This is a genomic window from Verruconatronum alginivorum, from assembly GCF_056590205.1.
Genome location: NZ_JBWPVQ010000001.1, coordinates 3,695,691 through 3,708,906 on the forward strand (window position 1 = coordinate 3,695,691; position 13,216 = coordinate 3,708,906).

The 13,216-nt window shown below is 59.9% G+C and carries 11 protein-coding genes; 5 read left to right on the forward strand and 6 right to left on the reverse strand.

The features are described from left to right. The first annotated feature begins 16 nt into the window (after positions 1-16). The gene (locus ACWUI2_RS13140) at positions 17-1,465 is read left to right on the forward strand and encodes a TolC family protein (protein ID WP_486983309.1); all 1,449 of its coding nucleotides are present in this window, start codon (positions 17-19) and stop codon (positions 1,463-1,465) included. A gap of 86 nt (positions 1,466-1,551) precedes the next feature. On the opposite strand, the gene ACWUI2_RS13145 is transcribed toward ACWUI2_RS13140, so the two are convergent. Further along, positions 1,552-2,661, reverse strand: a complete 1,110-nt coding sequence (locus tag ACWUI2_RS13145) for an AEC family transporter (protein WP_486983310.1) — start codon at positions 2,659-2,661, stop codon at positions 1,552-1,554. A gap of 191 nt (positions 2,662-2,852) precedes the next feature. Between ACWUI2_RS13145 and ACWUI2_RS13150 the strand changes: the two genes are divergently transcribed. Further along, positions 2,853-3,620 (forward strand): TVP38/TMEM64 family protein, encoded by a 768-nt coding sequence (locus tag ACWUI2_RS13150; protein WP_486983311.1) that lies wholly within the window; start codon positions 2,853-2,855, stop codon positions 3,618-3,620. Here ACWUI2_RS13150 and ACWUI2_RS13155 read toward each other — a convergent pair. Then, positions 3,617-4,624: a hypothetical protein gene (locus ACWUI2_RS13155; RefSeq protein ID WP_486983312.1), complete on the reverse strand. Its 1,008-nt coding sequence runs from the start codon at positions 4,622-4,624 to the stop codon at positions 3,617-3,619. The genes ACWUI2_RS13150 and ACWUI2_RS13155 overlap by 4 nt on opposite strands. A 356-nt stretch (positions 4,625-4,980) precedes the next feature. Next, positions 4,981-6,594 carry an NAD(P)/FAD-dependent oxidoreductase gene (locus ACWUI2_RS13160; protein WP_486983313.1) on the reverse strand — a complete coding sequence of 538 codons (1,614 nt, stop codon included), beginning with the start codon at positions 6,592-6,594 and terminating at the stop codon, positions 4,981-4,983. Positions 6,595-6,733: 139 nt separating this feature from the next. Between ACWUI2_RS13160 and ACWUI2_RS13165 the strand changes: the two genes are divergently transcribed. Both ACWUI2_RS13165 and ACWUI2_RS13170 read left to right on the forward strand, forming a co-directional pair. Then, positions 6,734-7,546 (forward strand): PRC-barrel domain-containing protein, encoded by an 813-nt coding sequence (locus tag ACWUI2_RS13165; RefSeq protein WP_486983314.1) that lies wholly within the window; start codon positions 6,734-6,736, stop codon positions 7,544-7,546. Between the two features lie 97 nt (positions 7,547-7,643). Further along, entirely contained in the window at positions 7,644-8,555 is a 912-nt protein-coding gene (locus ACWUI2_RS13170) for an aldo/keto reductase (protein WP_486983315.1), read from the forward strand. Here the strand turns inward: ACWUI2_RS13170 and folK are convergent. Beyond that, entirely contained in the window at positions 8,533-9,042 is a 510-nt protein-coding gene (gene folK / locus ACWUI2_RS13175) for a 2-amino-4-hydroxy-6-hydroxymethyldihydropteridine diphosphokinase (RefSeq protein WP_486983316.1), read from the reverse strand. The genes ACWUI2_RS13170 and folK overlap by 23 nt on opposite strands. Beyond that, a complete protein-coding gene (gene folB / locus ACWUI2_RS13180; RefSeq protein WP_486983317.1) occupies positions 9,039-9,413 on the reverse strand; it encodes a dihydroneopterin aldolase in 375 nt (124 codons plus the stop codon). The genes folK and folB overlap by 4 nt, the downstream gene beginning before the upstream one ends. Between folB and ACWUI2_RS13185 the strand changes: the two genes are divergently transcribed. Then, complete coding sequence (locus tag ACWUI2_RS13185) at positions 9,399-9,653, forward strand: hypothetical protein (RefSeq protein WP_486983318.1); 255 nt, start codon at positions 9,399-9,401, stop codon at positions 9,651-9,653. The two genes, folB and ACWUI2_RS13185, sit on opposite strands and share 15 nt — an antisense overlap. Before the next feature lie 360 nt (positions 9,654-10,013). Here ACWUI2_RS13185 and ACWUI2_RS13190 read toward each other — a convergent pair whose 3' ends face one another. Then, positions 10,014-13,199, reverse strand: coding sequence for a hypothetical protein (locus ACWUI2_RS13190; RefSeq protein ID WP_486983319.1), 3,186 nt, complete (start codon positions 13,197-13,199; stop codon positions 10,014-10,016). Positions 13,200-13,216: the final 17 nt, after the last annotated feature.

Consider the following 13,216-nt stretch of genomic DNA (forward strand, 5'->3'; position numbering starts at 1 on the left):
CACCGGGAAGGCGTTTTTGGCCGCGGCTATTCTGTGGACGGGGAGCGTGGGAGCGGTGTCGGCGGAGGAGGCGATTCGGCTTTCGTTGGAGGAAGCGGTGGTGATCGCCCTGGAAAACAATCGGGCGTTGCAGGCGCAACGGCTCGGGCCGTTGATCGCCGGAACGTTCGAAGAACGGGAACGGGCGGTGTTCGATCCGTATGTTTTCGGGGAAATTTCCCATACGAGGGAACGGGCGGAGCAGGTGTCCCGGGCGACCGGCGATACCTTTTCGGTGGAAGGGGAGGACACCCGTGGGCAGATCGGAGGCGGCGTCCGATTGCCAAGTGGAACCGATGTGGAAGTCGGGTTGAATCACTTGCGGACCGAATCGGACCGGACGCCCGAACAACAGGCGGTTCGAATGGGGGTCTCGGTGACTCAGGCCTTGTTGCGGGGGCGGGGGCCGGAGACTAATCTGGTGGGGATTCGTCAGGCGAGAATGGATACGTTGGCCTCGGAATTTGAGTTGCGCGGGTTCACCGAAGCATTCGTGGCGGAAGTGGAGGAGGCGTACTGGGGGTTACTGCTGGCTCAGCGGGAGGAAGAGATTTTCGAGCGATCCCTGGGGTTGGCCCAACGGCAGCGGGAGATCGCGGAAGAGCGGATTGAGATCGGGCAGATACCCGGCACGGAGCGGGCCGTGGTGGAAGCGGAAGTGGCGTTGCGGCGGCAGGCCTTTATCGAGGCGCGCAGCCGACGGCAGCAATTCCGCTTGCGGTTGTTGAGTTTGATGATGCCGGGGCCGGCGATGGCCTCTTGGGAGAGCGAGCTGCTGTTGGCCGATTTGCCGAGTCTGCCGGAGTGGGAGTTGGAGACTCCGGAGACGCATGTGAGCCTCGCCCGGCGGTGGCGACCGGAATTGGAGGAAGCGCGGCTCCGGGTGGAACGGCAGGAATTGGAAGTAGTCCGCACTCGCAACGGTTTGTTGCCACGGCTCGACTTGTTCGTGACTTTGGGAAAATCCGGATACTCCGATTCGTTCGGCGGGGCCTACCGGAATCTCGACGGCCCCGGATACGATGCGACCGCCGGCCTGCGATTCGAGCAGGCATGGGGGAATCGCGAAGGGCGTTCGACCGACCGTCGGGCTCGTTTCGTTCGGCAGCAGGCGGAGGAAAGCTTACGCAATTTGGAGCATTTGGTGGAGCTCGATGTCCGGCAAGCCCTGCTGGAAGTCGAACGGGCGATGCAGCAGGTGGAAGCGAGCGCGGCGACCCGGCGGTTGCAGGCGGAAGTGTTGCGCGGTGAGGAGGAGAAATTTCGGGTCGGGCGTTCGACCGTTTTGCAGGTCGCCCAGGTGCAGCGGGATTTGTTGACCAGCGAAGTGGCCGAAGTGGAAGCCCTGATCGATGTGCGGCGGGCTCTGGTGCGCCTTTATCGGTTGGAAGGCACTTTATTGCAACGGCGCGGAATCGGATCGTGACCGAGCGGGCGGGCGTCGAGGTCTCAAAACACGAATATTTGCTCATATGGGTGCTCATCGGGAATGATGGGCAGTCCATGGGTTTACTACGGCTGGATCAAGGCGAGGCCGAGGCGGAGCCAGAGGGGCATCGTCAAGAGGCCGATGAACGAGGTCCAGAAGACGACTCGAAGCGCGGTGGCGACGTGGCCACCGAAGTGTTTGACCATCATCAAAGGGAACACCCCGACTGGCATGGCGGCTTGGAGGACCATCACCTGTTTCAATTCGTTGGAAATCGGCAGGGTATAAGCCAAGGCGAGGAAGGCGGCGGCGAGGAGACCGAGGCGGAGGACACAGGCACCGAGGACGGTCGCGGCTCCTCGGGTCGGATCGAATTCCCCGAGGTTGTCCGCCATGGTCGCTCCGATGAGGAGCAGTGCCAGAGGGATGGCCGAGGCTCCGAGCATTTGGATGACGGTCAGGAAGAATTGGGGAATGTAGGGGTAAAGACCGGCGTGGTGGACGATCAATCCGGTCAAGACCGCCAGGATCGGAGGGTTACGAAGAATACGGGTGATGCTCCCTGCGCTGCCGCGCAGGACGGTCAAGGCGACCGTCCAAATCGCGATTTCGACGCCGACGTTGTGGAGGAAGAGGACCCCGAGAGTCTCCCGGTCGAAGAAAAGAACCGCCAGGGGAATCGGAATGTAGCCGTAGTTGTAGATGCCGGTGCTGAAGGCGAAAGTCCTGCGCCGGAGCGGCTCGGTGAGGCCGAACAATGGTGCGGCGAGATAAGCGACCGCGAGGCCCCCGCTCAGGGTCAGAAATCCGATCAAGGGGGCCACCGCGATGTTGCGGGTATCATCGAGGGCGGGGTTGCCCAGCAAGGCGTCGAGGATAAGCGCGGGGACCAACAGATTCACCGTGATCCGCATCAAGCTGTGGTCGGCCTCTTCGGTCAGCCAATTGGCCCGGCGGATGACCCCGCCAACGAAAATCACGAGGAATAGCGGTAAAACCGCCGCGAGAACTGTCCAATATTGTGTCACGAAACCGACCGTTATGCGGGAGCAGCGAAGGGTTGGCAAGCGTAGGGGGGCGCTTCGCGAATAGACGATAGCAGGCGAAGACGCATAGACGATAGCTGATAGACGATGGACGATCCCGGGCGGCATAAGTAACCCGGGTGTAATCAGAGGTGGTGGGATTACCATCGTGTCATTGCGAGGAGGCTCCGCCGACGAAGCAATCCACGAAACAGCGATCCGTGCCCCCTTTCCCGGAACGTGGATTGCCGCGTCAGTCGTTCCTCCTTCCTCGCAATGACAGATGGTTGCCTGGTTTCCCACCACTTTCAATCACCTGGCGATTCCGGTGAGGCCAGAAGTTCCTGATTGTGGTGGGGATGGTTTTGGTTAGAATCGGGGGAGTGATGGGTGGATTGAATTGGAAGGAGTTTGGCTTTTTGGTCGGGATCCTGGGGTTAGGAGGGATCGTGTTGGCGGTCTTCACCTTTTCGGAATCGGCCCAGGAAGGGGCGTTGTCGGTTTTGGAGTGGTTCGAGGAGCAAGGGAAATGGGGGATGCTCCTTTATGTCGGTCTCTACGTGGTGACCGTGTTGTTCATGGTGCCCGCGGTGATTTTTACGTTGGGGGCGGGATTCGTCTTCGGCTTTTGGCCGGGATTGCTGGTGGTGTTGTCGGCGATGGCGATCAGTGCTCCGATCGCGTTTCTCATTGCCCGGCATTGTTTGGGGGAGAAGGTCGCCGCTCGTTTGAGGGAACACCCCCGGCTGCGGATCCTGAACAAGGGATTGGAGAAGGAAGGTTGGAAAGTGGTTTTCTTGAGTCGGCTCGTCCCGGGGTTTCCATTCAAACTATCCAACTACTTTTTCGGCCTGACCAAGATTCGGCTGCGTGATTTTTTCGGCGCGAGCATCCTCGGGTTGATCCCATTCACGGTGGTGAACGTTTATGTCGGATCGTTGGTGGGACGACTGTCGCAAATCGTGAACCGTGACCCCGAAGGGTGGGAGTGGGGGCTTTATGGGATCGGGTTGGTGGCCATGATCGGATTGCTGTATTACATCGTCCGGCTTGCGCGAAACGCGATGAGCAAGGCGACGGAATCAGAAGAGCGTGAGCGCAACAGTGAACCGGCCCCGGCCGATTAACCGGGGGTGCCCGGTTCACCCAGCGGCGGCGGTTCGGGGGAGGCCGGGTCGGTGGCGGCGTCTGCCGGGGTCCAACTGGCGGCCTTGCTTTTCAGTTCTCCGAATTTCCGGGAGACGCCGGAGAGCTTGGCGTCCCATTCCGGGTTCGGTTCCTGTCCTTCGGTGACGGTGAAAAAGACCTGCATCAACGCGGTCATGCCGAACGGTTCAATGATCGCCTGTTTCATGCCCCAGGCGAAGACCACCGCGATCATCAAGGTAAGGATCCCGGCGGCGCCCGGGAAAACGGCGACGATCGCGGCTGCCGGGGCGAGGGCGATCAGGAAGACGACGAAAGTCAGCACCCAAATGGCGAGGGTGAGAAAAAGGGCGTTTTTGAGGAATGCTTTGTAGTTTTGGGCGTAAAGAATCAAGGCGTCCTGGCTCGACCTCCATGGATTGGTGGCCTCGGTCCGGAGGTTGTGGGCGAGAATAACTTCGTCGAGGAACGTCAAGGAATTGTTGATGACGGTGTTGGCGAATTTGACCACCCCCTGGCTGCCGGGCAGCGGAATGAACGAGGCGATTGAGAAAAAGACTCGGTTGAATCGTCGCAGGATTCCCTTGATCAGTTGGTCGACGCCGAAAAGGACGGAGGATTGGACAAAGCGTTCGCGGACCCGCTGTTGGGCGTAATCGATCTGGCTCCGGCCTCCGGGGATTTCCTTGCCTTGCATCAACTCCACCAATACGGCGATGTGGCCGGCTTTCACCAGATAGAGAATGTATTCGCGCATGAAATACAGTATGGCGCTGGTGACCCCGAAACCGGCGATGCCGCCCCATACGCTGAAGGCGCCTGGATTGCCGCCGATCCGTCCGATGAAGTAACCGACCCCGGCCCCGGCTCCGGTGGCGAGGACGTAGGCGAGGGTGATGCCGAAATACACGAGAAAACGGAACACGAGGAAGGGGGCGGTGCGGGCGAGCAGGGAAAGGATTTTGCTGATTTCGAAGTCTTTCATGTCACAAGGTTTCCTGATGGGTGGTTGGATCGATCGCGCTGTGCGGGTGTTAATCGAGCCGATGATCTTCATTTGTACCAGCGATGCGGGCGGGTCGCAACCCGGGAGAGATGGGGGAATCACGGAACGGGGTATCGGGCGGAGCCGGGATTAGGATAGGGAAATTTTAACCACGGAAGAGGAAACAGGACAGAGGAAACAGGGGGATTTTAACCACGGAAAACACGGAAGACACGGAAAGGGGACGTGAATCCAAATACACCGTTGTTCAACCCAGGAATGGACACGAACGGGGGGGGCTGAAACTGCTTTTTTCGTTCCGTGTATTCGGTGTATTCCGTTGTGCCCCTTGACTCTTATTGTTTCCTGGTGGCTGCGGCTTCGGCGCAACGGATGCCGTCGAGGGCGGCGCTGACGATGCCGCCGGCGAATCCCGCCCCCTCGCCGCATGGGTAGAGACCGGCGATCTCGGGATGTTCGAGGGTGGTCTCGTTTCGGGGAATGCGGACCGGCGAGCTGGTCCGGCTTTCGAAGCCGAGCAGATTTGCTTCGTGGGTGATGTATCCGCGCATTTGCCGACCGAATAGGTCGAGGCCGCGGCGGAGGCGGTCGACCATCCATTGGGGCAGAATCTCGTCGAGACGGGCCGGGTCGATTCCGGGGAAATAACTGGTTTCCGCCAGATCGCGGGAAGGGCGTCCGCGGAGAAAATCGGGCACTCGCTGAGCGGGAGCGCGTTGGCCGCCGCCGGCCGCCGCCTTCGCCTGTTGTTCGAGCTGTTTCTGGAAGGCGATGCCGGCCAGAACTCCGTGTTCCCGCTGGAACGGGGCGGTGTCTTCGGGTTCGACCGTGACGACCATTCCGCTGTTGGCGAAGGGCGAATCCCGGCGGGCGAGACTCATTCCGTTGACCACCACTTCGTCGTTTTCGGTCGCGGCTGGGACGATGAAACCGCCCGGGCACATGCAGAAGGAGTGAACACCCCGGCCATCGATCTTGGTCGCCAGGCGGTAGCTGGCGGCCGGTAGGAGAAGCGGGCGTTCCTGGCCGCGGGGATAGTGGTATTGCAGGCTGTCGATCAGCGGTTGGGGATGTTCGATCCGGACGCCGAGGGCGAAGGCCTTTTGCTCGAGGCGGATGTTTTGCCGGTGGAGCAACGTGTAAATGTCGCGGGCGGAATGACCGGTGGCGAGGATCACTCCCTCTCCGGCGAACTCGCGACCGTCGGTGGTGCGCACCCCGCGCATCCGGTTGTTTTCGAGGATGAATTCGGAAACTTTCGATTGGAAATGGACCTCGCCGCCGGCGGCCCGGATGGTTTCGCGGATGGCCATCACGACCTTTGGAAGCAGGTTGGAGCCGATGTGCGGATGGGCGTCGACGAGAATCCGCTCGGGAGCGCCGTGGGCGACGAAGGTCTCGTAGATGGAGCGGACCGGTCCCCGTTTGGTGGCGCGGGTGTAAAGTTTGCCGTCGGAGAATGTGCCGGCTCCTCCCTCGCCGAAACAGTAGTTGGAATCTTCGATCACTGTTCCTTTGCGCAGGATCGGAGCGAGATCGAAGCGGCGGGCGGAGGCGTCTTTGCCTCGTTCGAGGACGACCGGCTTTTTTCCCAGTTCGAGACAGCGCAGCGCGGCGAACATTCCGGCAGGACCACAGCCGACGATGATGACGCGGGGGGCGTCCGGGGCAACGGATGGATAGCGGGCGACCGGCTTCGGGTCATCCGGAAGCGGGGCGTCGATTCCGACGTCGAGGCGGAGTTGGACTTTGATTTGGCGTTGCCGGGCGTCGATTGAATGTTTGCGCAGGCGGGTTTCGACGATCCGGCCGGCGGAGAGGCCGAGGGAGGCCGCGGCGGCTTGCCGGCGCGCTTCCGGATCTTCGGACGATTCGAGCGGAAGAACGACGTCGACCGACTCGACCCGCGGAAGGTTCGGTTCATTCTCGGACTGGGAGGAGGAATCCATGTTCAAGCGAAAGGAAAGGGACTTCCGCGCGAGGTCAATCTGGAATCCGGACCGGGCGGTTTCAATTCCCCGCTTCGTGGATAAAGTAGAGTTTGAATAATCGAGAGGAACCGAACGAAAGGAGGGAAGGATGGAACGTTTGAAGAAGATATTGGCAGCCGGTGGCTTGTGTTGGGGAATCGGGATTGGCGCCCCGGCCATTTTCGCCCAGGATGATGCCGTCGACGGAACACCTCCGCGGGAACATCCGCTCTATGGAGAAGCGGAGCCAGGGCCGTTGCCGGGGGATGCGGGGGTTCCGGCTGCGTTGGATATGGCGGAGCCGGCGAGGGAGTCGATGCAAATGGTCGGAGAGCTGACCGGCATGGAAGTTTTTCCCGAGGATGGGATGGCCTTGGGAACGGTGGAAGATATCGTGATCAACCTTGAGGAAGGGCGGATCGAGTTGATTTGGGTGCGTCCCCAGACTGATCTGGCCGCGCCTCCGGGGTATCAATACGCCATCCATCCCGAGGTGGTCACCTTGGCGGAGGAAGGGTTACGACTTGCGCTTTCGGAACAGGAAATCCTGGAGGCGCGCGTAATTCCGGAGGATGAATTCGGGGGGCGGATGGAGGCATTGTTGAATGAGGCGCCCGTTTACCGTGTTGGAAGTCTGGATACGGACGCCGTGGCTCCCTATGTCGAGCAGGAGCAAACACCGATCGATCAGTTCATGCCGCGCCCACCGCTTTATGCCGAACCGGGACCCGTTCCCGACCTCGGGCCGAGTTATCCGCCCGAATACCGCGGCGGTTACCCGCCGGAATACCGGGAGGGCCGTCCGCCGGAGCAGCGTGAGGATCCGCGGGACGGGGAGGTGTCGCCGGTGTTCGGTGGTCGGGAGGAAGGCGCGGAAGAGGCGCCGGTTTATGGCGAGGAGTTTCGCGGGAACCATCCGGTGGAACCTTGACCTTGCCCCATTCGGCCCGCAGGCTGACCGGATGCAATACCGGCACCTTGGAGCAAGCGACGTAACCGTATCGGAGATCTCCCTTGGTTGTTGGACCATGGGTGGTCTCAATTGGGTCGACGGGATTCCGAACGGATGGGCCAACGTGGACGAGGATGAAGTCGTCCGGGCGGTCAAGTTGGCGGTCGATTCGGGGGTTAATCATTTTGATAACGCCGATGTCTATGGCAACGGCCGGGCTGAGCGGATGCTGGCCCGGGTGTTCGAGCGAATTGGTTTGAAATCGACTGATTTCGTGATCGCGACAAAGGTCGGGCATTTTCGCGGCACCGCCGCCCATGCTTTTGAACCGGCTCATATCCGGCATCAGTGCGAGCAATCGTTGATCAATCTGCGGAGGGATTACCTTGACCTTTATTACTTCCACCATGGGGATTTTGGGCCGGGGAATTGTTATTTGGAAGAGGCGGCGGCCACGATGGAGGCATTGGTGAAGGAAGGGAAGGTCCGTTTGAAAGGGCAATCGGCTTACAGCGCGGCTGATTTCGAGAAGACGATTCCGGTGGTTCGCCCTGCGGTCTTGCAGAGTTGGGCGCATGCTCTGGACGACCAGTTTGTTCGGCCGGGATCGCCGGTGTCCCGCTTGATGGAGGAATACGAACTCTCGTTTGTCGCCTTCAGTCCGTTGGCCCAGGCGCGGTTGCTCGACAAATATGATCCGGCGCATCCCCCCTCCTTCGAACCGGGGGATCATCGCCGGGATAAAGCGGCGTTTTCCGGGGAAGCTTTGGGTGAGCTCAAAGAAAAGTTGGCCAAGTTGAAAAAGCGATTCGGCGATCGGACCGAAGATCTGGCGGGAGTCGCCTTGCGTTACGTGCTCAATCAGCCGCGAGTCGCGTGTGTCATTCCTGGGTTTCGCAACGAAAACCAAGTCCGGTGTAATTTGGCCGGGGTTGCGCGGGACTTGAACGAGGCTGATCTGGCGTTTATTCGGGAGACGCTGGCGTAGCCAGTTTTTGCCGGATATCCGTCCAGGCGGGGCGGTTGGCGAACGGGGGGAGTGCCAGCAATTCTCTTAAGGGAATGGTGACGAAGCTTCGTTCCGCCCAGCGGGGGTGCGGCAGGGTCAAATCGGGCGAGTCGCGGGTCTCGTTTTCGAAGAAAATCAGGTCGAGATCGATGATCCGCGGTCCCCAGCGGGTGGTGCGGATCCGGCCCATCCGTTGTTCAGTGTCGAGGAGAAGGCGCATAAGCTCCTCCGGGGAAAGGTCGGTTTCGACGCCGGCGACCATGTTGAGGAAGGGAGGTTGGTCGACGATGCCGACGGGGGCGGTCTCGTGAATCGGGGAGGAGATCACGGAATGGACCCCGGGGGATTCGCGCAACAGATCGAGCGCCTGTTTCAAGCGGGCGGCTCGGTCACCGAGGTTGGACCCCAAGGCGATGATCGCCTGCCGGTTGGACACGGACGGACGGTTCTCCGGATGATCGCTCACGATCGGCTGCCGTCGCGTGTTCGGCGGATCTCGACCGCCACGCCCGGAATCTCCATGCCGACCGGTGGATGCGGTTTGGTCACTCGCACGGTGACGGCTGCCGCGAGCGGAAACTCTTGCAGGAGTTGATCGGCGATTCGTTCGGCGATGGTTTCGATCAACCGGATGGAAGGCCCGGTGATCACTTGGCGGACCAACTCGATCGCCTGCCGGTAATCGATGGTTTTGGTCAAGTCGTCGTCAACGGCGGACGGGCGGGTATCGAGTTCGAAGCTCAAGGAGACCTCGTAGGTCTGCCCCAGCACATTCTCCTCGGGCAGCGCTCCATGGCGCCCGAAGAAACGAAGATTATTGAGATGAATTTTGTCCATGACGTCCGTGTGTGGAACGGATTCAAGAAAGCCATTTACCTTCCGCGCTTCGGAGAGCGGCCGCAAGGAGAAAGCGGAGTCATTCCCCGGCGCTCTCATTTGAGCGCTTGGTTGGAGTTCCGCATTTATGCGGTCTTCTTCGGTTCGGGAGGGGGCCGGCTCCGTCTGGTCCGCGGCGGCGCGTTGGTGCTCGGCGCGGAGCCGGGACGGCGGCCCCGGCCTCCATGCGATGGTGGATAACACGGGGGCGGAACCGCGTTGCGGTTCGAGGCATCGGGGATCGGCCCCCAGGGTAGGCCTCATTTCCCTCGGCTCAACCCTGGGCTGGAGGACGTAAGCCCGTTGGGCTATGGAAAAACCGAAGCACGCCGCATTCTGGAGCTTCGTGCTTCAGCCGAAGACCACCGGGCACAGCTGACGACGGCAGCTGAAGGGCGCCGCTCCTTTTTGGGGAAGGCCAGCTCCGTAGTAGCATCGAGTTTTCACTCGATGACTCCCGTCGGGTCCGCCTGGGCTTGGTGCTTGGCACGGAGCCGGGACGGCCCCGCCACTTTGTTGGAGTTCCGCGGAAAGCCTTTCTGAAGCCGGGACCCCAACGGCTCAGGGAAGCGCCGCGTCGCACGACATTTCCACTTTGAACCTGATGAAATGATGTCTTTGGTTGCTCGGGAGGTCGATGGAGACGTGTCGATTACCGAGGGGATCTTCGGTGATGACCGCAAATGGATAGTTTTCCACGCGATAGGATTTCCACGAACGAAGATCCTCGGAGTCTTCAATCCAATACATCAAGTTTTCGGTCGATCCGGGAAGGACGATTTCCAGATCCGAACGGGTGATACTCCAAGGTAATCGATGGTCGTGACGATGAAGGTTGAAGGCGTAGCGAAGCAGATTGGGGATGCCGCGATGATCGGGATCGTCGAGCGGGTCCTGGAGGCCATGGTGTTCCGCCCATTGCTGGTAGGATTCGGTCACCCGGATGATCGCCGTGGCGCTGCGGGTGGTACCAAAACGATTGGTTGCGGTCAAATGATACTGGCCGGTATCTCCGATCCCGACGGTTTTCAATTGTAGGATCGGGGCATCTTGATTCAGGAGGGGAGTGCCGTTTTTCCACCATTGCAGGCTGATCGGACCGTTGTCGTGCAGAACGGCGAAGAGATCCTTGGATTCGCCGATTCGAAGCTGTTGGGACTCTGGGTTGCTTGTGAAAACCGGGGGCTGTCCGTCTGGCGATTCGAAAGAAAGACGGATAACCCCGTGTCTTTTTTCCGTGTTGGTGAATGAGGCGTGACCAGCGATATAGACATGGTGTCGAGCGTTCCCAATGAGGTTCGCGGTGGAAATGGGGCCTCGGGGAAATTCGAATTCAGTAAGCAAATTCGCATTGGCGGATAGCAAAGTCACCTTGTTGTCATGAGTGACCAGAATTCTGCCGTCTTTCATTCTGGCGATTGTGGCGGTGGCGGGAGAAAGCGTGGGGGGCGTATAGGTTTGATCCCAATCCAGTTTGGAGGTGAGACGGAGGAGCTGGCGGCTTGTTGTCGAGCCTGACTCCTGGAAACTACCTGATAACAAAACTCCGCCTCCCTGTAAGAACGCGGCGTGCCGGGGCCAGAAGGAGGAAAAGGATGTTCCGGGTTCGAATTGTTCGAGGAGTTCGCCTTGGGGCGAAAGCAGGAGGATCCGTTCCCTCAGACCGCTGGGCGTGGAGAATCGCCCGGCGACCAGAATCTGTCCCGCAGGGCCGACGGTTACGGTCTGCAAAGTTTGGATATTATAAAGGGGAGGAGCGAAATCGGTGTCGACTACCCCGGAGTCGATCATGGGCCATGGAAGCGTCAAAGTGGCGTTTTCCAAGACCCGAGCGTTGAAGACGCCGGCCGAGTTTCGATACCGGACCATGAGGATGCGGGGGGAGCCCGCCGGAGGATTCGCAATGTCTAGCTCCAGTGGGGACGCCCGGATCGACAGCGTATCTCCGCTCACCGCATCTTGAACTCGGGCGGTAACATCCGCGCGATTTGATTCCGTGCCAAACCATGCTTCAACGACCTCCAAACCGGTGGGGGAAACGCTCTCGTTGGTGCGTCGCGTCGGGTCCAGAATCAACAACCGGGGAGCGGCGTAGTTGTTGAACCGGGTGGGGCCGGCAACCAGGACCCGACCATCTGGCAGCTCGTGCAAAAACACATTCGGGATCAACGACGATGGGGTTGGGGACATTGAGCCGCCAATGGAGAAACCGGGGATCGGATAACCGTCCGGGTCGAGAAGAGTCGCGATCTGCCATTGGTCGTCGGTCCACGTCGGGCCGATTATCAAGGTATCTCCATTCTTCAAGGGGGTGGCCTCGATTGAACTGATTCTGAAATCGGGGAAATCTGGCCTTGGGAACTCCGGTGCAAGATCTCCATCCGCGTTCAAGAGCGCGAGTCCGCCTATAGGTTGTCGGTTGACCCGGTTCAGGAAGGTCTCCCAAACGAGCAGAGAGCCATCCGGCCGCACCGCGATCCTCACCCGGTCCGCCCGGCGGGAGAGGTTGGCATGAAAGCCGTCATCGGAGGTGCCGTCCTCATTGATTCGGATGAGTCCAAGGGGAAGAATCCCTCCAACGCTCGATCCACTGCTTCTGGCCAGCAGTTTCCCGTCCTCTTGCAAGATCGGAGCGCTTGAATAAGAGGGGATGATGAAACTCGAATCGAGTTCTCCCGTCGGAGAAAGTTGGACGGTTTGACTGGTCATCTGGCTCGTTCCTTGATTGGGGCGGCTGAACACTCCGGACACGATGACCCGTCCGTCTGGACGCACGGCGACACCGCTGACGACCATGGAATTCATTCCCTGCGAAAATAAGTGGGAGGTGAAAATGGGATCGAGATTGCCTGCCAAATCGATCCGAGCCACCCCCGGCGTTGCTCTGCCGTTTACTCGCTCGAAGTTTCCTCCAATGACAAGTTGGTTGTTTGGAGCGATCGTAATCGAGTTCACCCTGGGCGGCGGAGCAAAAGAGTCATGTTCAATCGTCACGGCGAATTCGTCAATAACGCTGCCGGTCCGCGAGAGTGCCGCGAGTCCCGATCTGGGGGTGCCGTTTACGGTGTGGAAGTCTCCACCGATGAAAACTTTGCCGGTCGGGTGAATGTGAATGGAAGCGATCGCTTGTGATGTTCCTGACGGGGATTGGATTGACACGTCGAAGTCGGGATCGAGGATGCCGTCGGCCGAGACGCGGTATAAGCGAAACCATCGGCTACTATGTCCTTCAAGGCCGGAACTGGAGAAGACAACCGAACCATCCAAGGGGCAGAGAGCCAAAATCGAATGGTTGTTGGGCGGAAATTGGTGAAACACCGGACCAGAAAAATCGGGATCCGTTTCTCCATTTGGCAGAAGCCTGGTGATCGACGAATGAGCAACGGCGATGATTCCTCCGCCTTCATGCACCACGAAAGGCCCGTCGCCCGAGATGGTGGACTCGAACGTGGGGTCGAGTCGGCCGTTGGAAAGGAGTCGAACCATTGACGGAACGTCGGTATTGTCGACGCTGGTGAAGCCCTCGCGAATCAAGATGCCTCGTCCCGGTTGTTCCGCCAGGTGTTGGGCGGTCCCTTCGGTTTCCAGCAATGGGGCGAAGGAAGGGTCGTCCGCAAACTGACCGTTGGCAGACACAAGGAATGCGGTCGTCGTGCAGGCGAGAACCGAGAGAAGCCGGAACCAGCCGAGCGCCGTCGGCAATATCCGGGTGCGAACCCTCCCTTGGCTGGAAAATGGAAAACACATGTTTTTTAAGTTTCTCG

What these genes read in the sequence shown, in the direction of transcription:
- ACWUI2_RS13145 (WP_486983310.1), bottom strand. Translation starts at nt 2,661, where the DNA reads ATGGTAATCCCACCACCTCTGATTACACCCGGGTTACTTATGCCGCCC.
- ACWUI2_RS13150 (WP_486983311.1), top strand. Translation starts at nt 2,853, where the DNA reads ATGGTTTTGGTTAGAATCGGGGGAGTGATGGGTGGATTGAATTGGAAG.
- ACWUI2_RS13155 (WP_486983312.1), bottom strand. Translation starts at nt 4,624, where the DNA reads ATGAAAGACTTCGAAATCAGCAAAATCCTTTCCCTGCTCGCCCGCACC.
- ACWUI2_RS13160 (WP_486983313.1), bottom strand. Translation starts at nt 6,594, where the DNA reads ATGGATTCCTCCTCCCAGTCCGAGAATGAACCGAACCTTCCGCGGGTC.
- ACWUI2_RS13170 (WP_486983315.1), top strand. Translation starts at nt 7,644, where the DNA reads ATGGGTGGTCTCAATTGGGTCGACGGGATTCCGAACGGATGGGCCAAC.
- ACWUI2_RS13185 (WP_486983318.1), top strand. Translation starts at nt 9,399, where the DNA reads ATGAATTTTGTCCATGACGTCCGTGTGTGGAACGGATTCAAGAAAGCC.
- folB (WP_486983317.1), bottom strand. Translation starts at nt 9,413, where the DNA reads ATGGACAAAATTCATCTCAATAATCTTCGTTTCTTCGGGCGCCATGGA.
- ACWUI2_RS13190 (WP_486983319.1), bottom strand. Translation starts at nt 13,199, where the DNA reads ATGTGTTTTCCATTTTCCAGCCAAGGGAGGGTTCGCACCCGGATATTG.